The organism is Corallococcus sp. AB045 (genome assembly GCF_003668895.1).
Taxonomy (GTDB): domain Bacteria; phylum Myxococcota; class Myxococcia; order Myxococcales; family Myxococcaceae; genus Corallococcus; species Corallococcus coralloides.
This window is the reverse complement of the sequence record NZ_RAWN01000001.1, coordinates 1-24,971: the sequence shown is the minus strand read 5'-3', so window position 1 is coordinate 24,971 and position 24,971 is coordinate 1. Positions and strand designations below refer to the sequence as shown.

The 24,971-nt window shown below is 71.4% G+C and carries 19 protein-coding genes; 10 read left to right on the top strand and 9 right to left on the bottom strand.

Annotated elements, in window-relative coordinates:
* Positions 1-7: 7 nt before the first annotated feature.
* The gene (locus D7Y21_RS00095; protein ID WP_233591403.1) at positions 8-2,170 is read right to left on the bottom strand and encodes a serine/threonine-protein kinase; all 2,163 of its coding nucleotides are present in this window, start codon (positions 2,168-2,170) and stop codon (positions 8-10) included.
* Between the two features lie 325 nt (positions 2,171-2,495).
* Between D7Y21_RS00095 and D7Y21_RS00090 the strand changes: the two genes are divergently transcribed.
* The 3 genes from D7Y21_RS00090 (at position 2,496) to D7Y21_RS00080 (ending at position 5,673) form a co-directional block, all read left to right on the top strand.
* On the top strand, positions 2,496-3,776 hold the full coding sequence (locus tag D7Y21_RS00090; protein ID WP_121710536.1) for an amidohydrolase family protein: 1,281 nt from the start codon (positions 2,496-2,498) through the stop codon (positions 3,774-3,776).
* Between the two features lie 53 nt (positions 3,777-3,829).
* On the top strand, positions 3,830-4,390 hold the full coding sequence (locus D7Y21_RS00085; RefSeq protein WP_120561409.1) for a redoxin domain-containing protein: 561 nt from the start codon (positions 3,830-3,832) through the stop codon (positions 4,388-4,390).
* Positions 4,391-4,605: 215 nt separating this feature from the next.
* A complete protein-coding gene (locus tag D7Y21_RS00080) occupies positions 4,606-5,673 on the top strand; it encodes a glycosyltransferase (RefSeq protein WP_121710443.1) in 1,068 nt (355 codons plus the stop codon).
* A gap of 100 nt (positions 5,674-5,773) precedes the next feature.
* Here D7Y21_RS00080 and D7Y21_RS00075 read toward each other — a convergent pair whose 3' ends face one another.
* Positions 5,774-9,334 (bottom strand): hypothetical protein, encoded by a 3,561-nt coding sequence (locus tag D7Y21_RS00075; RefSeq protein ID WP_121710441.1) that lies wholly within the window; start codon positions 9,332-9,334, stop codon positions 5,774-5,776.
* 69 nt (positions 9,335-9,403) lie between these two features.
* A complete protein-coding gene (locus D7Y21_RS00070) occupies positions 9,404-11,515 on the bottom strand; it encodes a chloride channel protein (RefSeq protein ID WP_233591356.1) in 2,112 nt (703 codons plus the stop codon).
* A 176-nt stretch (positions 11,516-11,691) separates the two neighbouring features.
* Between D7Y21_RS00070 and D7Y21_RS00065 the strand changes: the two genes are divergently transcribed.
* Entirely contained in the window at positions 11,692-12,132 is a 441-nt protein-coding gene (locus D7Y21_RS00065; protein ID WP_121710440.1) for a peroxiredoxin, read from the top strand.
* 16 nt (positions 12,133-12,148) lie between these two features.
* Here D7Y21_RS00065 and D7Y21_RS00060 read toward each other — a convergent pair whose 3' ends face one another.
* From D7Y21_RS00060 to D7Y21_RS00050, 3 genes are all read right to left on the bottom strand, one after another.
* The gene (locus tag D7Y21_RS00060) at positions 12,149-12,931 is read right to left on the bottom strand and encodes an NrsF family protein (RefSeq protein WP_121710438.1); all 783 of its coding nucleotides are present in this window, start codon (positions 12,929-12,931) and stop codon (positions 12,149-12,151) included.
* On the bottom strand, positions 12,928-13,515 hold the full coding sequence (locus D7Y21_RS00055) for an RNA polymerase sigma factor (protein WP_233611876.1): 588 nt from the start codon (positions 13,513-13,515) through the stop codon (positions 12,928-12,930). Before D7Y21_RS00055 ends, D7Y21_RS00060 begins: the two co-directional genes overlap by 4 nt.
* 96 nt (positions 13,516-13,611) lie before the next feature.
* Positions 13,612-15,039, bottom strand: coding sequence for a site-2 protease family protein (locus tag D7Y21_RS00050; RefSeq protein ID WP_121710436.1), 1,428 nt, complete (start codon positions 15,037-15,039; stop codon positions 13,612-13,614).
* 96 nt (positions 15,040-15,135) lie between these two features.
* Between D7Y21_RS00050 and dusB the strand changes: the two genes are divergently transcribed.
* Entirely contained in the window at positions 15,136-16,149 is a 1,014-nt protein-coding gene (dusB, locus tag D7Y21_RS00045) for a tRNA dihydrouridine synthase DusB (RefSeq protein WP_120561416.1), read from the top strand.
* Here the strand turns inward: dusB and D7Y21_RS00040 are convergent.
* Positions 16,128-17,456: a glycoside hydrolase family 1 protein gene (locus D7Y21_RS00040; protein ID WP_121710434.1), complete on the bottom strand. Its 1,329-nt coding sequence runs from the start codon at positions 17,454-17,456 to the stop codon at positions 16,128-16,130. The two genes, dusB and D7Y21_RS00040, sit on opposite strands and share 22 nt — an antisense overlap.
* Before the next feature lie 347 nt (positions 17,457-17,803).
* On the opposite strand from D7Y21_RS00040, the gene D7Y21_RS00035 reads away from it, so the two are divergent.
* The 4 genes from D7Y21_RS00035 (at position 17,804) to pyk (ending at position 22,093) form a co-directional block, all read left to right on the top strand.
* On the top strand, positions 17,804-18,010 hold the full coding sequence (locus D7Y21_RS00035) for an excinuclease ABC subunit A (protein WP_120561418.1): 207 nt from the start codon (positions 17,804-17,806) through the stop codon (positions 18,008-18,010).
* A gap of 124 nt (positions 18,011-18,134) precedes the next feature.
* Entirely contained in the window at positions 18,135-19,595 is a 1,461-nt protein-coding gene (locus tag D7Y21_RS00030; RefSeq protein WP_120561419.1) for an NFACT RNA binding domain-containing protein, read from the top strand.
* Between the two features lie 152 nt (positions 19,596-19,747).
* Complete coding sequence (locus tag D7Y21_RS00025) at positions 19,748-20,563, top strand: hypothetical protein (RefSeq protein WP_120561741.1); 816 nt, start codon at positions 19,748-19,750, stop codon at positions 20,561-20,563.
* Between the two features lie 99 nt (positions 20,564-20,662).
* The gene (gene pyk / locus D7Y21_RS00020) at positions 20,663-22,093 is read left to right on the top strand and encodes a pyruvate kinase (RefSeq protein WP_120561420.1); all 1,431 of its coding nucleotides are present in this window, start codon (positions 20,663-20,665) and stop codon (positions 22,091-22,093) included.
* 9 nt (positions 22,094-22,102) lie between these two features.
* On the opposite strand, the gene D7Y21_RS00015 is transcribed toward pyk, so the two are convergent.
* Positions 22,103-23,611 (bottom strand): HD family phosphohydrolase, encoded by a 1,509-nt coding sequence (locus tag D7Y21_RS00015; protein WP_121710432.1) that lies wholly within the window; start codon positions 23,609-23,611, stop codon positions 22,103-22,105.
* Positions 23,612-23,784: 173 nt separating this feature from the next.
* Between D7Y21_RS00015 and rpe the strand changes: the two genes are divergently transcribed.
* Complete coding sequence (rpe, locus tag D7Y21_RS00010) at positions 23,785-24,444, top strand: ribulose-phosphate 3-epimerase (RefSeq protein WP_120561422.1); 660 nt, start codon at positions 23,785-23,787, stop codon at positions 24,442-24,444.
* Position 24,445: 1 nt separating this feature from the next.
* Here rpe and D7Y21_RS00005 read toward each other — a convergent pair whose 3' ends face one another.
* Entirely contained in the window at positions 24,446-24,844 is a 399-nt protein-coding gene (locus D7Y21_RS00005; protein ID WP_014399693.1) for a two-component system response regulator, read from the bottom strand.
* Between the last annotated feature and the right edge of the window lie 127 nt (positions 24,845-24,971).

Below are 24,971 nucleotides of genomic sequence, written 5' to 3'. Positions count from 1 at the left end.
ATGGAAGCTAGTCCCCCGTGCCGCACTCTGCCGAGAGGGCCTGTGCCCGGTCCGGGAACTTTTCCGCCAGCGTACGTTTCACCTCGGCCACCCGGGCGGCATCGCCTTCGTGGACGTGCAGTTGGCAACGGGCGGTGAGGGCGCGGGGGTCGTCCGGGGCCAGACGCTCGGCCTCCCGGTATTCGCGCTCGGCGCCGCGCAGGTCGCCCTGCCGGAAGAGGACGGCGCCCAGGTAGGAATGGGCCACCGCGAGCGAGGGGGCCTTGCGCTGCGCGCGCTTGAGCAGGGCGACGGCGTCGTCCAGCTTCTCCTGGCGGAAGCGCACGAAGCCCAGCTCCGCCAGGGACTCGGCGTCGTCGTGCTGGCGCGTCCAGGCGGACAGCACGGTGGCGGCCTCGTCCAGCCGGCCTCCCTGGGACAGGAGCTGGCCGTAGCGGGGCGCGACCTTCGCGGAGCCCGGCGCCTGCGCGTACGCCTTCGCGAGCGCCGTCAGCGCGCCCGGCACATCCCCCTGGAGGGCCCGCAGGTCGGCCAGGGCCAGCGGCGCGCGGACGTCCTTGGGGGCCAGGGCGGTGGCCTCGTCGATGGCGCGTTCCGCGCGCTTGCCCATGCGCAGCTCGGTGGCGGCGCGCGCGGCGAGCAGGTGCGCCTCCGCCTCCTTCGGGAAGCGCGAGGTGTAGGCCTCCGCCAGCGCCAGGGCCTGCGGGTGGGCGCCCGCGTCGAGCAGCAGCGTGCCCGCGCGAGCCAGCTCCTTGGCCGTGGCGCGCACGTCCTTGCCCAGCCCGTCCAGCGCGGACACCTTCGCCTCCGCCGTGGTGGCGGCTTCGGCGGCGGCGATCCTCGCGGGGGGCGGCAGGTCCGGGCGCCGCAGGTACCACGTGGCCCCCGCGCCCAGTCCGCCCAGCGCGAGCACACCCGCGACGATGGCGATGATTCTGCGCGACCGGGGAGCTCCACGCGACGCCGGGTCGCGAGCACCCGCCGGAGCTTCTCCGCGTCCCTTGCTCACGGACGCCGGGGAGGCCACGCCGTGCGCGGCGCCCTCCGCCGGGTTTCCCGAGGTCGCGACCGGAATCTCCGCCGTCATGGGCCGGGTCGAACCGCGAATCGACACGGTGTGGGTGCCCAGGGGCGGAAGAGGACGTGAAGCCGGCGGAGCGGCGGCCGGCGGTGGCGGCACGGGCCAGGACGGAATGCCCTGCACACCGAACGGCGGGAGCACGTCCATGCCGGGGGCTCCATCCGCGCCCGAATTGGACGGATCCGCGAGCCTCGCGTTGCGCAGCGCCAGCCGCTTGGGGTCACGGTCCGGCGGAAACAGCGTGTCCAGGTACGCGGCCACCTGCGCCGGCGCGGCGACCTCCGCGGGCCCGCCCAGCAGCTCGATGGCGGCGATGAACGTCTGCAGGCTGTCGAAGCGCGCCTCCGGGTCCTTCGCGAGCGCCTTGAGACACACCGTCTCCAGCGCCTGCGGCACCGACGGGTCGAACGCGGTGGGCGGCTTCGGCCTTCCTTCGGAGATGCGCGTGAGCACCTCTTCGGTGGACATGCCGGTGAAGGGCCGCCGGCCGCACAGCTGCTCGTAGAGCATCACCCCCGCGGCGAACAGGTCCGCGCGGTGGTCCACGCTGCGGCCGGCGATCATCTCCGGCGACATGTAGAAGAACTTCCCCTTCAGCGTCCCGGGCTCCGTCCCCGACCCCAGCGCGTCCGCCTTCGCGATGCCGAAGTCGATGACCTTCACCGCGCCGTTCGCCCCGACGTGGATGTTGTCCGGCGTGAAGTCGCGGTGGACGATGCGCAGCGGCCGGCCCGCCTCGTCCACGGCGCGGTGCGCGGCGTCCAATCCCCGGCACGCATCCACCAGCACGCGCAGGGTGATGCCCAGCGGAACGCGCTGGCCACGCTCGGCGGCCTCCTGCCGCACCTCCGCGAACGAGCGACCCTCCAACAGCTCCATGGCGATGAAGGGCTCCCCGCCCTCCATGCCCAGCTCCAGGATGGACACCACGTTGGGGTGGCGCACCTGCGCGGTGATGCGCGCCTCGTTGAGGAACATCTGCACGATGCGCCGGTCCGCGACCAGGTGCGGCATCAGCCGCTTCACCGCCACGGCCGGACCGCGCTGCCCGTCCAGGCTGATGGCGCGCGCCAGATACACCTCCGCCATGCCGCCTGTCGCGATGCGCGCGCTCAAGCGGTAGCGGCCTGCCCAGGAAACGCCGGGTTCCGACACCAAGGTAGCGGCAGTCTACGGGCCCGCGCCCCCGGCGCCCAACGTCATGACGCGCCGCCTGCCTGCTTGTCCCCGGTCCCCCCGCGCATGCCCACCGTATTGGGCCGGCCGGGACGACGGGTGTGGGTGCAGGGATGTGTGGAGCCGATGACGGAGGACGGGCCGGGAGTGCTAACGTCCCCCGTCTCAAGCGTGACCCCTAAGGGGAGGGGGCCGCCTTCACGAACCTCGCGTACCGTCGCGGATGCAGGGAGGGATGTTGGGCACCGTCCTCAAGGGTGGTTTCGTCGTCGAATTGGAGCCCGCGTCCGTGGAGCGGGTGGACCTGCGCATCGAAGGTGAGCGCATCGTGGCGCGGGGCGAGGACCTTGCGCCCGGCCCCGACGACGAGGTGGTCGCGCTGTCCGGCAAGCTCGTCTTCCCGGGGCTCGTCAACGCCCACCACCGGCTGGCGACCGTGCTGTCGCGCGGCCTGGTCCGTCCGATGCCCACGTCCTACCAGGCCCTGCTGGAGCAGGTGCGCTGGCCCTTCGAGAACGCGCTGGACCTGGACGCGGTGCAGGTGGCCGCCACCGCGAGCGGCCTGGAGTCCATCCAGTGCGGCACCACCACCCTGTTTGATTTGCACGCTTCGCCCAAGGCGGTGACGGGCTCGCTCTTGCGCTCGGCGCGCGGGCTCCATGAGGTGGGCGTGCGCGGCGTGCTGTCCTACGCGGTGACGGACCGCATGGGCGCGGTGGGCCGCGAGGAGGGGCTGGAGGAGACGGTCAGCTTCGCGCGCAAGGCCCGGGGCCGCTTCCGCGGGCAGGTGGGCGCGGGCCCCTGCTTTACGCTGGGCGACGACGCGCTCCAGGGCCTGGGCGAGGCGCTCAACACCACCGGCACCGGGCTGCACTTCCCGCTCGCGGAGGATCCGCTGGACGAGCGGCTGTCCACCGAGCGCCACGGCAACCCGCCGGTGACGCGGCTGCTCACCAGCAACCTGCTGTCGCCCCGCGCCATGGCGGCGCACGCGGGCCATCTGGCGTGGGCGGACCTGGCGCAGGTGCTGGCCACGGGGACGTGGTTCCTGCACACACCGCGCTCCAACCAGGGCCAGGAGGTGGGCTACGCGCCCGCGCTGAAGTTCGGGGCGCGCGCGTCGCTGGGGACGGACGGCACGTCGCCGGACCTGTTCGCGGAGGCGCAGGCGGCGTATCTGCGCTCGCGCGAGGCGGGGCAGCCCATCGACGTGCTGCGCTACCTGGCCAACGGCCACCGGCTGGCGTCGCAGGTGTTCGAGGCGGCCATCGGCCCCATGCGCGAGGGGGCGCTCGCGGACCTGCTGGTGCTGGACTACCTGTCGCCCACGCCGCTGACCGCGGAGACGCTGGCGTGGCACGTGGTGCACGGGCTGGGCAGCCGCCACGTGGAGGCGGTGATGGTGGACGGCGTGTGGCGCGTGTGGGCGCGCAGGCCGCTGTCGGTGAACCCCACCGTGGTGGCCGAGCAATCGCGCGAGGCCGCCGCCGCCGTGTGGGCCCGCATGGAGTCGCCGTAGCGCTGGGGGCGCGGGGGCTTGTCGCGGTGTCCGGGGCCCGTTAAGTCCCGGGCATGCTCAACTCCCTGCTCGTCGTCGGATGGCTCAGCGCAGCGATTCCCCAGGTGGGTGAAACCGCCCCGGACTTCACGGTGAAGGACACCGCGGGGACGACCTACACGCTGTCGGAGATGGTGAAGAAGGGGCCCGTCATCGTGGCCTTCTTCCCCAAGGCGTTCACCAGCGGCTGCACGAAGGAGCTGACCGCGTACCGTGACCGCTACAAGGACATCGAGCAGGTGCAGGGCCAGGTGCTGGCCTTCTCCACGGACGACGCGGAGACGCTGGCGCGCTTCAAGACGGAGCTGAAGGCACCCTTCGTGTTCGTCCCGGATCCGGACGGCAAGGTGGTGGGCGCGTACGACGTGAAGATGCCGGTGATGACGGTGTCCAAGCGCTACACGTTCGTCGTGGGCGAGGACCGCAAGGTGCTCAATGTGAGCGAGGGCAAGGACGCCATCGACGTCTCGGGCGCCATCGCCGCGTGTCCCCTGCGCAAGGGCGGCGCCGCGAAGCCCGCGGCGGCCCCGGCGGGAAACACGCCGCCCACCCAGGCCGCGCCCGCGACGAAGTAGCCCAAGGTGCTCTGGCTTCCGGGACAAGGGCACGGTCCACTCGCGGACGTCCTCATGGCACGCGCGGGCCGGACGCTGGCCGTGCCGTTGAGGAGTTCACGCGGCACGAGGCCTGCTGGCTTGTCCGCCCCGGTCGCGGAGCGATAGCCCTGGGGCATGCCGCGCGCGGGGCGTCCTCCGTCCGCCGGGCTGGGGGCGTGAGGAGGCCCGAGTGGATGGACATCGTCTTCCTGGGCCCCGTGTGCCGGGCCACCGCCGAGGCACAGGCGGCCACGGCCCCGAGACAGCTCGCGCAGGCGCTCCGGAGGCGCGGACACACGGTCCTCTTCCTGGAGCGCACGGCGCCCGGTGCACGTGGGGAGGAGCCCTCCGCCGCCGAGCCGTACCTGGACCTGGCGGACCTGCACGCGCGCTTCCATTCGCGGGTGCGCCGCGCGGACCTGGTGCTGGTGGACGCGGACGTGCCGCAGGTCGCGGACGTGAGCCGCTGGGCCACGAACACGGCGCGGGGGCTCACGGTCTTCTGGGACCGGGACACGCCCCGGACGCTGGCGCGGCACGCCCTGCGAGAGGACCCCGCCTGCATGACGCCGGACCTGTTCACGGGCTACCGGCTCTATCTCTGCTCCAGTGGAGGCCCGGTGCCCCGCCAGCTGGAGCGCGAGTGGGGCGTGGCTCGCGCGCGCGTGTTCCTGCCGGGCGTGGACGCGGAGCACTTCGCGCCTGGAAGCGGGCGGACGCGCTGGGACCTGGGGTACGCGGGGCCGTCGTCGCCGGAGCGGCGGGGACTCTTGACGCAATGGCTGCTGGGCGCCGCGCGCGGCTGGCCCGAGGGGCGCTTCGTGCTCGCGGGCACGCTGGCTGCGGTGGATGACGCCTGGCCCGCCAACGTGGCGAGGCACGAGGCCCCGTCACTCCCGGAGCACGCGGGCTTCCTCGGTGCGCAGCGCTTCACGCTGGCCCTGTCCCAAGCCGAGCACACGCCGGGGGCGAACCTGTTCGAGGCCGCGGCCTGTGGAGCGGCGCTCATCTGCGACCCCTGGCCGGGCCTGGAGGACGTCTTCTCGCTGGGCGAGGAGGTGATGGTCGCCCGCACGGAGCAGGACGTGCTGCGCTACCTGCTCGCGATGCCGGAAGCGGACCGGCGCCAACTGGGCATGCGGGCCCGGGCCAGGGTCCTGGCTGAACACACCGTGGCCCACCGGGCGCTGCAGTTGGAGCAATACGCGAGCGAAGCGGAGCGCGGAGCCGCGTGGATGGCCCCGGTCCGCTCGCTGAACTGAGTGTCCGGAGTTCGGGGCGCTGAACGTGAAGCCCGGTCGGCGGCGAATCGCACGAACCTGTCCGACAGTCGGACAGGTTCTGGAGCACCGCTCCGGGGGCCTATGCCCCTTCCGGTGCCGTCACCATCTCCCGAGGCGGGAAAACGAACTGCGCGGCGCCGGCCACGAGCGGTGAGTCGTCCCGCCGGAACATGGCGAGCGCCGCGAGCCGTTCCTCCGTCCAGCCGCGTCCGTCCCCCGCGTCGCGCACCAGGCAGTGCAGGGCCACGCGCCGCGCCTCCGGGCTGGAGCTCCGCGCCAGTCGCCCTCCGACGTCTTCCATCGTCTCCACCGGCAGGTTCGACACCGCCACCTGCGCCGCCGTCAGCGCGTCCGCGTGGAGCCAGCCCTCCTGGCCCATCGTGTCCAGGTGGCCCGCGAACGCCGGCGGAGCCAGGGCCACCACGGCGCAGCGCACGCGCAGCGTCGCCAGACGCGGGTCCTTCGTGAGCAGCCCCGTCACCAGTCCCTGCACGGCATGCAATGGCACGGGCCGCATCCGGTCCCGGGGCTGGAGCAGCGCGTCCATCGCCACGCTCAGCGCGCGCCGGTCGTGCGCCACCGCCTCCAGCATCCGCTCGAACAGCGCCACGTCGCGCTCGTCGGCCCGATACACCAGCGCCCCCATCGCCGCGCGCACCTCGTCGTCATAGGGCGAGGCCAGCCGCGCGCCACAGGCGGAGAGGAACACCCGCTCCCGGTCCTTCACGGACAGCCAGGTTGCGCGCCGCAGCAGGTCGATGCGCGCATCCGGCTCCGGCCGCGCCAGCACCTTCGCGAGCAGCCCGGACAGCCGCGCATCCAGCGCCTCCGTCAGCCGGTCTGCCGGGATGTCGCCCACGCGCGCCGCCATGATGGCGTCCTCGCCGGTGACGGCGCGCTCGAACACCGCCCACGTGGGCTCGCGGTCCAGGTGGTCCCACAGCGCACGCAAGAGCGCGATGCGCACGTCGCGGTGCAGCGGCTTCGCGTCCAGCTCCAGCAGCCGCTCGTAGCCCGCGTCCGAGCGCAGCTCGCCCAGCAGGCGCACCACCTCCTTGGCCACCGTGACCTTGGTCAGCGGCACCTCCGCGAGCTGCGACAGCACCCGCGCGACCGGCATGCCGTTGAACGCACGCCGCAGGCCGTAGATGGCGATGCGCGCACGTGAATCCTCCAGCGCCCTCAGCAGCGTGGGCACGCCCTGGCCTTGGTCGCACCGCGCCATCACCCGCAGCGCCCGCTCCTGCACCGCGGGCCGCTTGTCGTCCGCCAGCGCGAGCAGCGCGTCCATGGGCGCCCAGTCCAGCGCCGCCATCAGCGACACCGCCCCCAGCAGCGTGGGTGTGTCCCGCTCCATGTCCGCGCACAGCCTCGCGAGCGCGCGCGAATACGCCTGGCACTGCTCCGTCGTCCACCGGAAGAAGCCAGAGAAGAAGGGGAGGAGCCAGTGCGTCGCCCCCGTGGCGAACTGGCCGGTGATGACCGGCGCGTCCAGGTAGGGCCCCAGCAGGTCCTGCCGCCGCCGGTGCAGGTACTCGCGCACCACCGAAATGGCGATGATGCTCTCGTCCCGCTTGAGCAGCTCGGGCAGGAGCCGGTCGAAGTCCCTCCATGCGCGGTGGCGCAGGATCGACAGGACGGACGCGTACGCCTTGCCCTGCCGCAGCGCCATCCGCTCCAACTCTCCCACCAGCTCCGGGTGCAGGGGTTCCCCTGGCTGCTCGGAAGCAGCCAGCGCCACGACCTCTTCGGCCCAGCCCCGGTCCCTCCAGAGCCGGAGCGTGGCCGCGAGCGTCGCCTCGAAGCGGGGCCGGTCCTCCCTCGACAGCCACACCGTCAGGGCGAGCGACAACCGCACCTGGGGGGTGGTGTCACGCACGGAGACGAGCCAGTCAGACAGGCCGGGTACCAGCACCGCGCGCTTGCCCAGGCTCGCCGCCAATTGGAGCAGGGGCCCCCCCCGCTCGCGCTCCGCCCAGACCTTCGCCATTTTCAGCAGGTACGGTGCGGACAGGCGCACCTCCTCGTCCGTCAACCGGTGCCCCAGCCCGCCGTCCTGGACGCGCCCGCGCTCCTTGAGGAAGGTACCCAGCCACTGTGCGCCCCACGCCGGGTCCGCGCGGAACGCCCGCACCAGCAGCCGCTCCGCCGCCTGCGCCGTGGGCATCGACAGGTCCGCGGCATCCAGCGCGTCGCGCAGCACCCGGCCCAGTGCCTCGGTGTGCTCAGCGCGCCACATCCGCCGGGGCCAGTCCGCCAGCGCCTGCAACATCAGCCCACGCACCGGGTCCTGTTCGTTCTTCCGGGCCAGCACCACCGCGAGCGCGGGGGCCATGCACGCGGGCTCGTCCGGACGCAGGCCGGGCAGGGCCAGCAGGGCGCTCAGCGCCGCGCCGCGCATGCCTGCGTCCGGGTGGCCCATCTCGGCCCGGAGGACTTCCAGCGCCTCGCTCCACGGCAGGTAGCGCGCGTAGGCGATGCGCTTCTCGGCGCGGGTATGTAGCGCCATCACCTCATGCAGGTGCCGGCGCGCCTCGCGCTCGCGCAGGTCCACCGGCAGGTGCCGCAGTTGCTCCAACTGGATGACGCCGTCCCTGTTCCGCGCCCCCGCGGTCCAGCGCGCGTAGACGCTCTCGCGCACGGCCGGGGCCACGATCCGGGCGATGAGCTTCGTGCCCCAGGCGGGGGCCCGCTTCACGGACGAGGCCCAGGCCTCGGTGAGCGTCGCGTGCAGCGGCTCCGGCAGGTCCTCCAGCACGTCCTCCGCGCTGCCCAGCAGCGTCGGATCGCGCTGGACGATCCACGTCAGGGACTCGGCGTCCAGCGACGCCGGGGACTTCGCGAACAGCAGATGCGAGAGGGCCACCGAGGGGTGCTGGCGCAGGAGCGCCACCATGCGCATGGGGCGCTGCCGCGCCAGCGACCGCAGGGGATATTCGTCTGGCGGGATGCCTCGCTCCAGCATCAGCGTCATCAGCGTCTCCGCGATGTCGGGCGTCCGGTCCGACAGCCACGCGAGGCCCCACGCCAGATGCTGCCGGGTCACCGGGTCCGGCTCGCCGGGTACCGCGCGCAGCTGCTCCAGCAAGAGCTCGCCCAGCACCGCGGGCGCACGCCGCGCCAGCCGCGCCCAGAACCGGTGGCTGGGACGCTCCAACGCCCGAGCCAGGTGCTTGCGCAGGCCCGCCTCGGAGGCCAGGGGCACCGTGTCCGCGAAGGTGGCGTGGTCGCCCCCCTCCGCCAGCCCGTCGAGGAACGCGTCGATGACCGGGTAGCGCCGCTGCTTCACCAACTGGCGCAGCACGGACTGCTCGCGGCGCATGCCGTGCGCCATCCGCAGCGCCTCCAGCGCCTGCGCGTCGTCACAGGCCAGTGACACCAGCTCGAACGCCAGCGTGCGCACGCGCGAGGACTCGTCCGCCGTGGCCTTCAGCACCGCCGCGCCATCCCGGCGCGTGAACTGGGCCGCCAGGGCCAGCCGCCGCTCGAAGGCGTCCCCCCGGGCCAGCGCATCCAGCAGCGCCTGCGCCTCCGGGTCCGTCCGGGCCTTGCGCCCCAGGGCCACCATGTGGCGCACCCGGGCATCATGGAAGGTGGAGGTCAGCTCGGCGCGCAGGGTGGACAGGGCGGGTTCGGACATGGCGCCCAAGGATGCCTGCTCCCCTGGTTTCCTGACAGACCCGCCCTGACCGAGTCCTTTCTCCGATGCTCAGTGCGCCGCCTCGGAGGGGGTGACGGGGTAGTTGCCCGTCGAGTGCGCGCGCGCGTGCTGCGCGAAGAGGAAGCGCCGGACGGCGGCGCGGGTGATGAGTCCGCACGGGGCCAGTCCCAGCACGGGCGCCACCGGCAACGCGTCCACGTCCTCCTGGTCCATCACCTGGAGCGCATGCGCCAGGTCCGAGTCCGGCGCCAGCGCGGGCAGCTTGCGCGCCAGGTCGCTGGCCACGAGCAGCGGGTACATGGACTCGTCGCGCCACACCTCGCGCAGCTGCTCCACCTGCACCGTGCCGTAGAGGTTTCCCTCGGTGTCCAGCACCGGCAGCGTGCCGGCCTCGGACGTGAGCAGCTGGTCCGTCAGCGCGCGCAGCGGCGTACCCGCGGGCACCGCCGGCACCTCCGTCATCAGGGCCCGCACGTGCGTGGCCGCCAGCAGGTCCTCGTCGCTCTGCACCTTGGGCGCCGTGCGCTCCGTGAGGAAGTGACACACCGCGGACGCGATGGTGCACGTCACCATCAGCGGCAGGATGATTTCATGGCTGCCGCTCAGCTCGTACAGCATCATCATGCCGGTGAGCGGACCGCGCGTGAGCGCCGCCACCGCGCCGCCCATGCCCACGATGGCGTACGCGCCGCTGGGCCCCGTGGCGTGCGGGAAGAAGTAGTGCACCAGCGTGCCGAACGCGCCGCCCGCCATGGCGCCGATCAGCGCCGCAGGGAAGAACGTGCCGCCGGACCCGCCCGAGCCGATGGTGAGCGACGTGGCCACGAGCTTCAGCACGCACGCCGTCACCAGGAAGAGGAAGGGCAGCTGGCCCGCCGCCGCCAGGTTGATGTAGTCGTGCCCGCTGCCCCACACCGTGGGGCTCAGGAACACGAGCACGCCCGTGCAAAGGCCGCCCAGCGCGGCGCGCACCGGCAGCGGCTTCCGGCCCAGCCACGGGGACAGCTTCCCGCCCATGCCGCCGTGGAAGAAGTGCTCCACCCCGTGCAGCAGCTTCACGAACGCGAACGCGAGCAGCCCGCACCCGATGCCCAGCGCCGCGTAGGCGAAGACCTCCGCGCCGCTGACCAGCTCGTAGTTCACCCGGTTGAGCATGGGCGCTTCGTCCAGCACGCCGCGGCTCACCAGCGTGCCCGCCACGCTCGCCAGGATGATGGGGGAGAACACGCGCAGCTCGAACTCGCGCAGGATGATCTCCATCGCGAACACCGCGCCCGCGATGGGGGCGTTGAAGGACGCGGAGATGCCCGCGCCCGCGCCGCACGCCAGCAGGATGGACAGCTCCCTGCGGCTGAAGCCCAGCACGCGCCCCACGCTGGACGCGAACGCCGCGCCGCCATAGACGATGGGGCCCTCGCGGCCCGCGGAGCCGCCGCTGCCAATGGTGATGGCGGACGCGATGAGCTTGAGCAACCCGCGGTCCGCCGGCACCACGTTGGCGCCGCTCTTCACCGCGCGCACCACCTCTGGAAGGCCGTGGCCGTGCGTCTCCGGCCGGTCGCGCAAGAGCCGCCCCACCGCCAGGCCACCCACCGTGGGAGCGAGCAGCATCAGCCACCAGGGCAGGTGCGGCAGCACCGCAGGCAGGTTGTGCGCGTGGCCGAACACGGCGTTCACGGCCGCCAGGCCCACGAGCGGGTAGTAGAGCGACAGCGCGCCCAGCGTCAGCAGCGCCAGCAGGCGCAGGCGGCGCTTCACCTCATCGCGAGGGCCGCCGGGTTCAATCACCCGCGCCAGCAGGAGAGCGCCCAGCGCCAGCGGCACGCCTACCAGCGCGTACTCCAGGTGCCAGCGCGCGGAGGAGAGCGACTCCATCAACGTGCGCAGCCGCTGCGGCTTGAACGTCGCCGCCAGCTCCGCGGCGCTGAACGTGATGCCGCTCATCACGCCAATGAGGTTGGAGAAGATGCCCGCGGCCAGTCCGCTGTAGAGCCCGACGACCGCGCCCGCGATGGGCAACACCGAGGGGGTCGGCAGGCGGATGCGGTTGGACGCGCCCAGCAGGAAATAGATGAGGCGTGAAAGGCTCTGTCGCGCCCAGAGCGTGAGCGCGGCCATCCGCTGCATTTCGGCAGGCGGAGGTTCGTCGGAGGTGTTCATTTGGTGCACCTACTAAATGGAGGAGGCTGGTGGGTTTCAAGCCTCTTGATGACGCCAGCGCTCCGGCGCCGTCCGCCTGCACTCCACTCCACACATCACCCGAGCGGTGCCCGGCTCCCTGCCCCCGGAGCGTGTTACGACGCCCCGGTTTCCACCCCATGAAGGAGGCATCGCACATGCTCAAGCAGGGAGACGTGGCGCCGGAGTTCACCGTGCAGGACGCGACGGGGAAGACGCACCGGCTGTCGGACTACCGGGGCAAGAACGTGGTGCTCTGGTTCTACCCGAAGGCGGACACCCCGGGATGCACCGCGGAGGGCTGCTCCTTCCGCGACCACAAGACCCAGTACGAGGCGAAGGGCACCGCCATCCTGGGCATCAGCTTCGACACGCCGGAGGAGAACCAGGCCTTCGCCCAGAAGTTCGGCTTCAACTTCCCGCTCCTGTGCGACGTGGATCGCAAGGTGGGGCTGGCCTACGGGGCGGCGGATGACGCCTCGGCCCCCAACGCGCGCAGGGTGGGCGTCGTCATCGGGCCGGACGGCCGCATCAAGGAGTGGCACGCCAAGGTGGACGCGCGCGCCTTCCCCCAGGAAGCGCTGTCGCGGCTCCAGTAGGACTCCAAGCTCCCCCTCAAGGCGCGAAAGAGCGGGACGGCAGGCGCGAGCGGATGAACACCGCCACGCCCGCCAGCACGAACCACGGCAGCACGTGCCCCAGCATCAGGTGGCCCGCGCTGCCGTCCGGGCAGTGCACGTGCAGCACGAGCAGGCTCACACCCGCGGAGGACAGGCCCGCCGCCATCGCCCGCACGGGCTGGAAGGCGGAGCGGCACAAGAGGACGAGCGCCAGGGCCAGCGGCACCACCGACAGCGCCACCTCCGCGCCCATGCACCCCAGGGTGCCGACGAGGAACGGCCGCACCTGGACGCCCGAGCGCCCGGTCAGCTGCGCCAGCGCCACGACGAGCGCGCCCACGGCCACGAGCGTGAAGGGCCAGGCGCGCTGCCTCGGCGCCAGGGCCACCATCGCTCCGCCGCCCACACCCACGACGATGAGCAGCGCCACGAGCGCCACCGCCAGCGGCGACGCGGAGTTGAGCATCATCCCGTGCCGGCCCACCCAGAGCAGCCCCACCACGCCCACGCCCAGATAGGCGGCGAGCAGCACCGCCACCTCCTTCCACCACGGCGTGGGCCGGGGGTGCGCCGCCAGCTCCGTCAGCGACTGGCGCCGCGTCTGTTCGAGCCGGGCCTCGTCGATGGGAACGGCGGGCGGAGCGGAGGAGGGTGCCGCCAGCACCTGGAAGCCCTCCAGCAGGGCGCGGCAGTCCGCGCACCCGGCCGCGTGTGACGCCAGGTCCGGAGGCAGCGGGCCGTCCAGTCGGTCCAGGACGCGTTCGCACTCGGGCGTCATCGTGAAGTCTCCTGCTGAAGGGGCGCGAGCAGCTCGCGCAGCCGCGCGTAGCCCCGGTGGGCGCGGACCTTCACGGCGCTCTCGGTGAGGCCCAGGGCCTCGGCGATTTCAGCGAAGCCCATGCCCTCGAAGCGGTGCATGAGGATGGGCAGCCGCTGGCCTTCGGGAAGCTGCGCCAGGGCTCGTTGCACCGCGCGCTCCAGGCCCGCGTCGCGAGGCTCCGGCGTGTCCGCCACGGCGGTGAGGGGCAATTCCCCCTCTGGCGTGAGGTCCTCCGGGCGGCGGTGGCGGCGCGCATGGTCGCGCGCGGCGTTGGTGGCGATGGCGTACAGCCACGGCCGGACGCGGGCCCCGGGCTGATAGCGGCCCCGCGCGCGCACCAGGGACAGGAAGGTGAGCTGCGCCAGGTCCTCGGCGGTGGCGGGGCTGCCGGTGAGGCGCGCCAGGTAGCCCTGGACGGGGCGCGCGTAGCGCTGGAAGAGCGCATCGAACGCCTGCGCGTCTCCCTGGCAGAACCGCTCCATCAACACCTCGTCCGGGTCGCCGGAAGCTCCTGAAGACGCCGGCATGTCCCCGGTACGCACGGGCGCGGCACCAGGTTTCACGGGAGGGGACGAAGGGCTCACGGGCGGGCCCGGATTCTAGGGCCCGAAAGGCGCCGCACGGGAGAAAGTCGCCCGTCAGGACGACGCGGCCGGCCGCAGCCTCGCCAGCCACGCCTCGAAGGCGGGGTGGCCGTGCAGGTGGGCCAGGTCCTCGTCGGAGGCGGCATAGGCCGCGTCCTTGAAGCCCAGGTCCTCCGCCCGCTGGAGCAGCCGCACCGCGTCCGCCACGTTGCCCGCGCGCGCGAAGGCGCAGGCCGCGTCGTACGCGATGCCCGGGTCCGGCACGTGCTTCAACGCCGCCTCGCTCACCGCCGCGGCCTCCGAATAGGCGCCGCGGATGAACAGCGCCCGCTCCGCGCACCGGAACGCGGCCGCCGGGTCCACGCCGGGCAGCCGCAGCGCTTCGTTCACCTGGCCCAGCCGGATGAGCGCGCCCGCGTACTCGTGCATCACGGTGCGGTCCTGCGACTCGCCCCACGCCTGCTTCCAGTAGCCCACCGCCCGGGCGTCATCCCCCACCAGCGAGAACGCCGCCGCCACCGCGTGCATCTCCACCGGCTGGCCCTGCACCTGGGAGAAGTGGTCCAGCGCGGGCCGCCCGTGGCCCTGCTTCAGCGCCACCCAGCCCAGCAGGTAATGGGTCCGGCTGGTGAGCCCCGGGGACAGGCCTTCCGTCTCCAGCACCCGGTTGCCCTGCCGCCACGCGTCGTCCAGCCGGTCCTCGCGCAGCGCCTGCTGCGCCTCGCGCAGGGCCTGGGCGGTGGGGCCCTCCTCCTCCTTGGCCTCGTTGCGCGCGCGCATCACGTCCGACAGCACGCGGAACGCCTGGAAGCCGAACATGGCGAAGAGGACGCCCATGAACAGGGCCCCGCTCTTGATGCTGAGCAGCACCAGGCCCACGCACAGCCCCAGCGCCAGCACGTGCGACACGATGAAGCCCCGCCGCCCGAACATCCGCGTCGCCAGCGCCGTGCTGATGTGCCCGCCATCCAAGGGAGGCACCGGCAGCAGGTTCAGCACCGCCCACACCATGTTGGCGAAGAAGAAGTTGCTCAGGAAGAAGTCCGCCACCTCCGAGCGGCCCCGCACCTGCATCAGCACCACCCAGCACAGGACGCCCAGCGTCAGCCCCGCCAGCGGACCCGCGAAGCTGCTCACCACGTCCTTGTGCCAGGGCAGGGGCGCGTCCGTGTTGGGCCGGGTGACGCCGCCCATGAACACCAGGTCCACGCTCGGCTGGTAACCAAAGAAGCGGAAGGCCACCGCGTGCCCCAGCTCATGGACGAGCACGGATACGAAGACGATGAACATCCACGCCAGCACGTAGGTCACCACCGCGCCCATGTGCCCGGGCGACGCGGCGTCGGCCAGCTGGTCCCCCAGCCACCCGGCACCCGAGTGCCGGCCCGGCAGGGGAAGGGACTGGTAGGCGAACACCGCGGAGAACAGCAGGTGACTCGTGTGGACGTGGACGGGGACGCTCCCGAGCCGAAAACGGAACATGGGGAGGGACCTTAATCGTTGGCCTCCACTCGCGCAGGGCCGTTCTCATGGCCCGCGCGCTTCTGTTCCCCTCCGGGTTATAGGGTGTCTTCCGACATGCTGAAGCTGGGTCCCTACACGCTCCCCAACCCCTACATCCTCGCGCCCATGGCCGGCGTGAGCGAGCGCCCCTTCCGCGTCATCGCCTTCCGGCTGGGCGCGGCCCTCTGCCCCACGGAGCTGGTCAGCGCCCAGGGGCTGATGCGCCAGAACCAGCGCACCCTCAAGTACCTGCGCTACGACCCGGCCGTGGAGAAGCCCTACTCGCTCCAGATTTTCGGCGGCGAGCCGGAGGCCATGGCCCAGGCCGCGCAGGTGGGCAAGGCCGCGGGCGCGCAGGTCATCGACATCAACATGGGCTGCCCGGTGAAGAAGGTGGTGCGCAACGGCGCCGGCAGCGGCCTCTTGTGCGACGTGCCCCGCGCCGCCGACATCGTCCGCGCCATCCGGGAAGCCACCGGCCTGCCCGTCACCTGCAAGATCCGCTCGGGCTGGGACGCGCGCACGCTCAACTATCTGAAGGTGGCGGAGGCGCTGCAGGAGGCCGGGTGCGCGGGGCTCGCCCTGCACCCGCGCACGCGTGAGCAGGGCTACTCGGGGCAGGCGAACTGGGCCCACATCGCGGACCTGAAGCGCCACTTCCCGGAGCTGCCCATCATGGGCAACGGGGACGTGAAGACGGTGGCGGACGCCCACCGCATGCTGGACAGCACCGGCTGCGACTTCGTGATGATTGGCCGGGGCGCCCTGGGCAACCCGTGGCTCTTCCGCGAGCTTTCGGGCGGCCCACCCGCCACGCCGGAGGAGCGCTGCGAGCTGGTGCTGGAGCACGCCCGGACCCACGCGGAGTTCGTCGGTGAGCCCTTGAGCGCGGTGCGCTCCTTCCGCCGCCACCTGGCCTGGTACGCCCACGGCCTCAAGGGCGCGGCGCACTTCCGCTCGGAGGTGAACGGGCTGGACTCGCCGGAGGCGGTGGAGGACAGCGTGCGCCGCTTCTTCGCGGGCGCGGACACGGACCCCACGGCACCTCTAGAGGAGCCGGAGGTGGACTACCGCGCGGCGCTGGGCTGAGCGCTGGCCACGCCCGCGACGGAAGCCGGCGGCACCAGCACGCGCCCGGTGGCGACCGCGCGGAAGTAGTCGCAGGCCGGGGTGGGGCGGCGCTCCAGGGTGTCGAAGTCGACGTGGTAGAGGCCGAAGCGCGGGCCCCAACCCTCCAACCACTCGAAGTTGTCCAGCAGGCTCCAATAAAGGTAGCCCTGCACGTCCACGCCCGCCTCGCGCGCGGCCAGCACCTGGCGCAGGTGCGCGTGCAGGTACTCCGGCCGCACCGTCCCCTTGCGGTCGTCGATGCCGTTCTCGGTAATCCACACCGGCTTGCCGTAGCGCTTCACCTCCTGAAGGAGCTGGAGGAAGCCCTCGGGCCGCTGCTCCCACCCGATGTCGGTGAGCCCGCGCCCGTCCGGGTCGCGGTACTTGAAGTCGATGAAGGGCGGGCGCGGCATGAAGCGCAGGTGCGCGCGCGTGTAGTAGTTGACGCCCACGAACTCCACGGAGTCGCGCGCCCCCTCGATGCGCACGTCCGTGGACGCCACGCCCGGCATGAACACGCGCAGGTGGCCGGACGACAGCGCCTCGTGGAACGCGTGGTTGTAGGCCGGGGCCGCCAGCCTCACCAGCGAGCGGTCCAGGGGATGCCACCAGCGGTCCGGCGCGAACGCGAGCATGTTCTGGGAGATGCCCAGCTCCACCCGGCCCAGGTGCTGGCCCAGCTCTTCCCGAGCGATGACGTGCGCGCGCACCATGTTCCCGAGCGCGGCCATCGTCTTCGCCCCGTCCGTGATGCCCGGCGGCATCAGGCCCTGGAGGTAGCCTCCCAACAAGAGGACCATCGGTTCGTTGAAGGAGATGACGAGCGCGTCCAGCCCCTCCAACAGGGGCGCGCACCGGCGCACGTACTGGCGGAAGGCCTCCAGGCTCTCCGGAAGGTGCCAGGGCGTGGACGCGTGGAACCACGTGGGGTGGGTGAAGTGATGGAGCGTCACCACCGGCCGCAGGCCCATCGCGCGCAGCTTCAGCAGCCGCTCGCGGTAACCCTCCAGCACCGCGCCATCGAACCGGCCGCGCTCGGGCTCGATTCGCGCCCACTCCAGCGACAGCCGGAACGCCGTGGCCCCCACCGCCTTCGCCAGGGCGTAGTCCTCCGCGTAGCGCCGCCAGTGGTCCACCGCGATGCCGCATCTCGCATGGGGTTCCTTCAACTTCCCCAGCCGCTCCCACTCGGCCCAGTCGTTCTCGATGCCGCCCTCCACCTGGTACGCGGACGTAGCGACGCCGAAGGTGAAGGACGCGGGGAAGGTCAGCGCGGTGGAGCTCATGCGGGCGCGCACCGTAGGCCGCCGCCTCCACGACGGGAAGCGATGCGATGCGCGCGCGCCGGATGCACGGCAGCGGACATCCAGCCCCGTAGCGCGGACCCTCGAAGTGCGTCCGGAGCCGGAAATTCGGCCTCGCGCGCGACACGTCGGACCCCCGAAATGACCGCCACGAACGGTTCGACGCGCCCGGAGGCCAAAAATCGGCCTCGCCGCGCACTGCAATACATCACCATGCGTTGACACACTGGCATGTCGCCCGTACCATTCATTTCAAGCACTCACGTTCAGTTCGAAGTGGGTGCAGGGCTCGCGTCCTCGCGGGCCTCAACACTGAACGGAGGATTCCGATGGCCGCGAAGAAGAAGACCGCGAAGAAGGCCGCGTCGAAGAAGACCGCGACGAAGAAGACCGCCCGCAAGGCCCCTGCCGCCAAGCGCGGTACGGCCAAGAAGGCCGCCGCGAAGAAGCCGGTCGCCAAGAAGGCCGCGAAGAAGAAGACCGCTTCCCGCCGGAAGGCTGCGACCCCCGCGGCCCCGTCGACCCCGGAAGCCTGAAGTAACGACGTCATTTCGGACGTCGGTTGACGTCCGGTGAACGGCTCGGCGAAACCCGCCGGGCCGTTTTTCTTTTGCGGGCCAGGGGTTTACGTCTCCTCGTGTGTCCGCCCGGGAGGGGCCCATGTCGCTGCGTCCGGTGGAGTTCGGTGAGGTCGTGGCGGAGGCCGCGGCCCGGCTGGTGGGCGCGGTGGCCCAGAAGGCGTGGTGCCCGCTTCCCCGCCTGGCCTACGTGGAGCTGCGCGTCCCCGGCAGATCGGTCGTGCTGTGCCTCTGCGCCGAAGGCGAGCTGTCGCGCCTGTCCGTCGCGGAGGACCGCTTCCCCACGCCAGGCGAGCCCGCCCCCTTCCAGCGCTGGCTGCGCCAGGAGCTCACCGGTTTCAAGCTCCAGGCCGCGCGCTACCTGGAGGAGAGCCGCGCCATCATCCTGGAGTTTGATCGCGAAGACGTGCGCCGCCGGCTGGTGCTGGAGGTGGGCGCGCCCGGAGGACTGCTGCTCCTCAGCGATAACAACCGGGTGCTGATGCTCTCCGGCGAAGGCTTCGGCCCCAGGCGCAACCTCTATCCCGGAGCGCAGTGGTCACCACCGGAGCCCGTGTCCGCGGAGGCGCTGGCGAAGGGGCGCGCGCAGCCTTCGCGTCTGGAGCCGAAGGAAGAAGACGCGCTGCCCAGGCTGCAGGCCGCCGAGCGGGTGCTCGGACAGAAGGACCGCACCAGCCGCGCGGACACCATCCGCCGCCGGCTCGCGCAGCCGTACCGGGCGAGGCTGAAGCGCTCCTCGCGCACGCTGGAGAAGGTGCGCGCGGAGGCCCAGCGAGGCCCGGAGGCGGAGAAGCACCGCGAGGTGGGCGAGCTGCTCGCGCAGAACCTGCACCGGCTCAAGCGCGGCGCGTCCCAGGTGACTCTCACCTCCTATACGGAGGCAGGCGTGGAGGAGGTCCAGGTGAAGCTGGACCCGAAGCGCACCCCGAAGGAGGAGGCGGACTGGCACTTCCACCAGTACCGGCGCCTCCTGCGTGGCGTGGAGCAGGCGCGCCACCGCGAGGCGGAATTGGCGCGCGAGGTGGCGCACGCGCAGACGGCGCTCACCCAGATTGAAGCCATGGATGACGCCGCGCTGCTCGCGCAGGTGGAAGTGCTCCAGGTGACCCAGGGGGAAGAGGGCCCGAAGGGGGGCCTCCCCTTCAAGGAGTACGTGGGCCACGGCGGCGCGCGCATCTGGGTGGGGCGCGGCGCGGAGGACAACGACCAGCTCACCTTCAAGGTGGCCCGTCCGTGGCACATATGGCTGCACGCGCGGGGCCTGCCGGGCAGCCACGTGGTGGTGCCGCTGGAGAAGAACGCGGAGGTGGCGCAGGAGGTGCTCCTGGACGCGGCGCACCTCGCGCTGCACCACTCGGGGGCCAAGGGCGAACCTCGCGGCGAAGTGAGCTACATGCCGGTGAAGTTCGTGCGCAAGCTGAAGGGCGCGGCCCCCGGGCAGGTGACGTATGCCCGGGAGAAGACCTTCGTGGTGCGCATGGAGCCGGAGCGGCTGGAGCGGCTGCTCAAGTCGCGCCATGGCGACCCGGGCAGCCTGTCCTGAAGGACGATGCCTCTGGGACGAATTCAACCCGGGGTGTCACGCTCGGCGTGTGGGCCCGGTCGACAGGCGGACGGGCATCCAGCCCCTGGCCTTGAGGTTCGGGAAGTGCCGGGTACGATGCCCCCCGCGTGACGCCCGAAGCCTTCCGCCAGATGTCCCTGTTCCCGCGTGGCTCGTCCGCGGAACGCGCCGCCATTCCCGCGCAGCGCGTGCCGGATGGCCCCGCGCCCCTGCCGCCGCGCAACCGCGTCGCGGAGGAAGCGCCGCGCGTCCTCACCGCGTCGCGTGAGGAACTCTGGTCGCGCGCGGAGTCGCTCGCGTGGCGGTTGAGCGCGAACCTGGGCATGCCGGTGCGCCTGGCCGTGACGGACAACCGCTCCACCATGGTGTCCTTCCGCCGCGGCGCGCAGGTGCTCCAGCTGCGGCTGCACCACATGTTCCTGGACGCACCCGAAGTCATCGTGCGCGCGGTGGCGGACTACGCGGGCCGGGGACACCGCGCCGCGGGCGCCCTCCTGGACGAGTACATCCGGGGCCAGCAGCCGCTCATCCGCCAGCTGCGCCGGGAATCCGACGCGGAGCTGAATCCGCTCGGCCGCTGCTTCGACCTGCGCGCGCTCTACAACGGCGTCAACGAGGCCTACTTCCAGAACGCCATCCAGGCCCGCATCGGCTGGGGCCGCATGCCGCCGCGCCGCCGCCGCAAGTCCATCCGCCTGGGCGTCTACGACCACCAGACGCGCGAAATCCGCATCCACCCCGCGCTGGACAAGCCGGACGTGCCCGCCTTCTTCGTGGAGTTCATCGTCTTCCACGAGATGCTCCACCAGCTGTTCCCCAGCAGCAATCGCACCGGGCGCCGCGTGCACCACCCGCGCGCCTTCCGCGAGCGCGAGCGCACGTACCCGCACTACGCCGCCGCGCTGCGTTGGGAGCGCGAGAACCTGGGCACGCTGCTGCGCGGTTGAGCGCACGCCGAGCGGCCTGGACATTTACTGGTTTACCTGCTCGGTCACATTCGGTGATGTCTTGACCGAAACGCGGTGGAGCCGGATGTTCGGCCTCATATGCGACGAGCAAAGATTGTCTGCACCCTCGGTCCCGCCAGTCAGACCCCGGAGATGTTGGAAGCGCTGCTGGAGGCCGGCATGGACGTGGCCCGGCTCAACTTCTCCCACGGTAGCCACGAGCAGCATCAGGCGAACATCGACATGCTGCGCGCGGCCTCGCTGAAGGTGCGCAAGGCGGTGGGCATCCTGGGCGACCTGCAGGGTCCCAAGATTCGCACCGGCCGCTTCGTCACCGGCAGCACGGAGCTGAAGCACGGCGCCACCTTCCACATCACCACCGACGAGACGGTGAAGGGCACGGACGAAATCGTGTCCACCACGTACCCGCACCTGGCGGCGGACGTGAACCCGGGCGACCGCATCCTGCTGGATGACGGCCTCCTGGAGCTGCGCGTCGTGGAGACGGACAAGAAGCAGCTCATCAAGACGGAAGTGGTGCACGGCGGCATCCTGAAGAACAACAAGGGCATCAACCTGCCCGGCGTGGCGGTGCGCGCGGACGCGCTCACGCCCAAGGACCGCGAGGACCTCATCTTCGGCCTCAAGGCGGGCGTGGACTACATCGCGCTGTCCTTCGTGCGTCAGCCGTCCGACCTGGACTCCGCGCGCCAGGCCATGGCGGAGGTGGGCCGCACGGTGCCCATCATCTCCAAGCTGGAGAAGCCGGAGGCCATCGCGCGCCTGGACGCCATCCTCGACAAGACGGACGGCGTGATGGTGGCCCGCGGCGACCTGGGCGTGGAGATTCCCCCGGAAGAAGTGCCCGCCGTCCAGAAGGACATCATCCGGCGCTCCAACCTGCGCGGCCTGCCCGTCATCGTGGCCACGCAGATGCTCAACTCGATGATCGACAACCCGCGCCCCACGCGCGCGGAGGCCAGCGACGTGGCCAACGCCGTCTACGACGGCGCGGACGCGCTGATGCTCTCGGGTGAGACGGCGAGCGGCAAGTTCCCCCTGGACTCCGTGCAGATGATGGAGCGCATCATCCTGGCGGCCGAGTCCTCCTCCCGCGCGCAGCTCCTGCCGCGCCAGATTGAGGCCCCGCTGGGCCTGCCGCTGCACTTCCCGGACGTCATCGCGCGCGTGGCGTGCGAGGCGGCCAAGGCCAGCGGCGCCACGCTCATCGCGGCCTTCACGCTGTCGGGCGTGACGGCGCGGCTCTTGGCGCACTACCGGCCCACGGTGCCGATTGTGGCGTTCAGCCCGAACCAGGAGGTGCGCCGCCGCCTGTCGCTGCTCTGGGGCGTGGTGCCGCGCGTGCTGGAGCCCATCCAGGAGACGGAGACCATGCTCCGCCGCGTGGAGGAGGAGCTGGTGTCGCGGGGCCTCGCGCGCCGGGGTGACCGCATCGTGGTGGTGTTCGGCGCGCCGGTGGGCCAGCCGGGGAAGATCAACAGCCTCCGGCTGCACACCATCAGCGCCTGATGCAGGGCCCTACGCCGGGCTCTTCTTGAGAGCCCGGCGGGGAATCTCCGCCTCGACGAAGAGGGTGAAGAGGTCCTTGTCGAGCTGTCCGGACCCCGCCTCCTTCTTGAGGATGTCCAACGCGAGCGTGTGCGGCACGGCCTTCTTGTAGGGCCGGTCGCTCGCGGTGAGCGCGTCGTAGATGTCGCAGATGGACATCATCCGGGACTGCACCGGAATCTCCGGGATGGCGCGAGGGTAGCCCGTGCCATCCAGCTTCTCGTGGTGCGCGTACGCAATCTCCGGCACGCGGCGCAGCGCGCGAGTCCACGGAATCTGCGACAGGAAGCGGTACGTGTGCTCGACGTGGCTCTCGATTTCGCGGCGCTCCTCCGGGGAGAGCGTGCCGCGGGTGATGGAGAGGGATTGGATTTCATGGGACAGCAGCAGCGGCTGTCCATGGTCGTGCGCGTCGGTGAACGTGAGCTTGCCCAGCTCCAAGAGCCGCTCGAAGTTGCCCTGAGCGAGCACCGTGGGCTTGTTGCAGGTGAGCAGGAAGCCCATCACCTCATCCAGCTGGGCCAGCTCCTGGGCGAGCCGCGCGTCCTCCTCCTGATGGATGGAGGGCAGGGCGGACAGGCCTCGGACCTCCACGGAGGCAAGCCGGCGCCGGGAGCTCTGCAGCTGCAAATCCTTGCGAGCCAGTTGGAAGCGGGCGCTTAGCGCCTCCAGCTCATGCGGATACAGCTTCTCCGCCTTGACGAGCACGTTCTCGCGCACGCCCACCTTGCCGAAGTCGTGCAGCAGCGACGCGTACCGCAGCTCCTGCAGCTCCACGGCGGTGAAGCGCGTCTGGGCATAGGGGCCGGTGGTGTGGTGCTCCAGCGCCTTGGCCAGGGACACGGTGAGGTCCGCGACGCGGCCGGAGTGGCCGGCGGTGGAGGGGTCACGCGCTTCGATGGCGACGACGGACGCGGAGACGAAGCCCTCGAAGAGGCGGTTGATTTCTTCGTGGAGGAGGGCGTTTTCAATCGCGCCGGCGGCCTGGGCGCCCAGGGCGAGCAGCAGCTCCTCGTCCTCCTCGTCGAACACCTGCCCGCCGCGCTTGTTGAGGGCCTGGATGACGCCTGTCACCTCTCCATTGGCGTCGCGCATGGGGACGCAGAGGATGGTGTGGGTGCGGTAGCCGCTGGAGACATCGAAGCTGCTGTTGAAGCGGGCGTCGGCGTAGGCATCGGGGATGTTGATGACGGCGCCGGTGTGGGCGACCTGGCCGGCGATGCCGCTGCCCATGGGGAGGCGGATTTCATTCTTGGAGCCCTGGGCCACCTTGCTCCAGAGCTCCTCGCGCTCGCGGTCCAGGATGAAGAGCGAGCAGCGGTCCGACTCCACGACCTTGGTGGCCTCATAGAGGATGAGGGGCAGCAGCAGGTCCAGGTCCCGCTCGGCGCTCATCGCCTTGGCGACATCCAGGATGGACGTCAGCTTCGCGAGCCGGCGGGACAGGTTGGGGGACGCGGGCACGGACTGGGGAAGCACCGGGGCGGGCTCCGTGGGATGCGGCGGATGGCCGCGGGCACGCCAGGTTTTAGCACGCACGGTGTGTCGGCCGCCCGGCCCCCCCACCTGCCAGGTCCACCTCTGTCCGCCAGCCCTCTGTCCTGCCGGGCGAAGGTACCAGGGGCCTCCGGAAGCGGTTATGAAGCGCCGCCATGACCCGCCCTGTCCGCATCTCTCCGTCGCTGCTCTCCTCTGATTTCAGCCGCCTGGGTGAGGAGGTCCGCGCCATCGAGGCCGCCGGCGCGGATTGGATTCACGTGGATGTCATGGATGGCAGGTTTGTGCCCAATCTCACGTTGGGGCCGGTCATCGTGGAGGCCATCAAGCGGGTGGCGACGAAGCCGCTGGACGTGCACCTGATGATTGTGGAGCCGGAGAAGTACGTGGACGCGTTCGTGAAGGCGGGCGCGGACGTGCTGACGGTGCACCAGGAGGCGAGCCCCCACCTGCACCGCACGTTGCAGCACATCCGTCACGCGGGGGCGAAGCCGGCGGTGGTGTTGAACCCGGGCACGCCGCTGTCGGCGATTGAAGATGTGCTGGGCGACGTGGACATGGTGCTCGTGATGAGCGTGAACCCGGGATTCGGGGGCCAGTCGTTCATCGAGTCCACGGTGGACAAGGTCCGCCGGCTGCGCGCGATGTTGGACGCGCGGGGGCTGAAGGGCGTGGACATCGAGGTGGACGGCGGCATCAACGCCGAGACGGCGAAGCGCGTGGTGGAGGCGGGGGCGACGGTGTTGGTGGCGGGCAGCTACGTGTTTGGCGCGAAGGACCGCGCGGAGGCCATCCGGTCGCTGCGGCCGTCGTGAGTCAGGCGGCTTCGGGCGAAGCGGGGGGGCGCACGGCGGCGGCGGCCATGCGAGCGATGCGGGTCATGAAGGTGGGGTCGCACGGCTTCACTTCGTAGTCGTCGGCGCCCAGCTCGAAGCACACGTGGCGGGTGAACTGATCCTCCACGCCGCTGAGCATGATGACCTTGCAGTCGCGAGTGACGGGGTCCTTCTTCAGCTGCGCGAGCAGATCCCGTCCATCCTGGTGCTGGTTGATGTCCAGGATGATGACCGCGGGCCGGTGTTTGCGAGCCAGCTCCATCACATGTTCGGAGGTGGTGTCGGACACGCAGACGAGGCCGGAGCGCTTGGCCTCTCGGGCGAGTGCGGACACGACAAGGGGCTCATCATCCGAGATGAGGACAGTGGGAGCAGTCATGGTCCTCTGTGGGGGAACAGGGGCGGATCAACGTGCAACAGCTTGGAACTACAGGAAGGCCTGGATCTTGTGAAGAGGGTGAACATTGTCCCGTCCTGAAGGGTAGGTAGGACAACAGTCGGGGGAG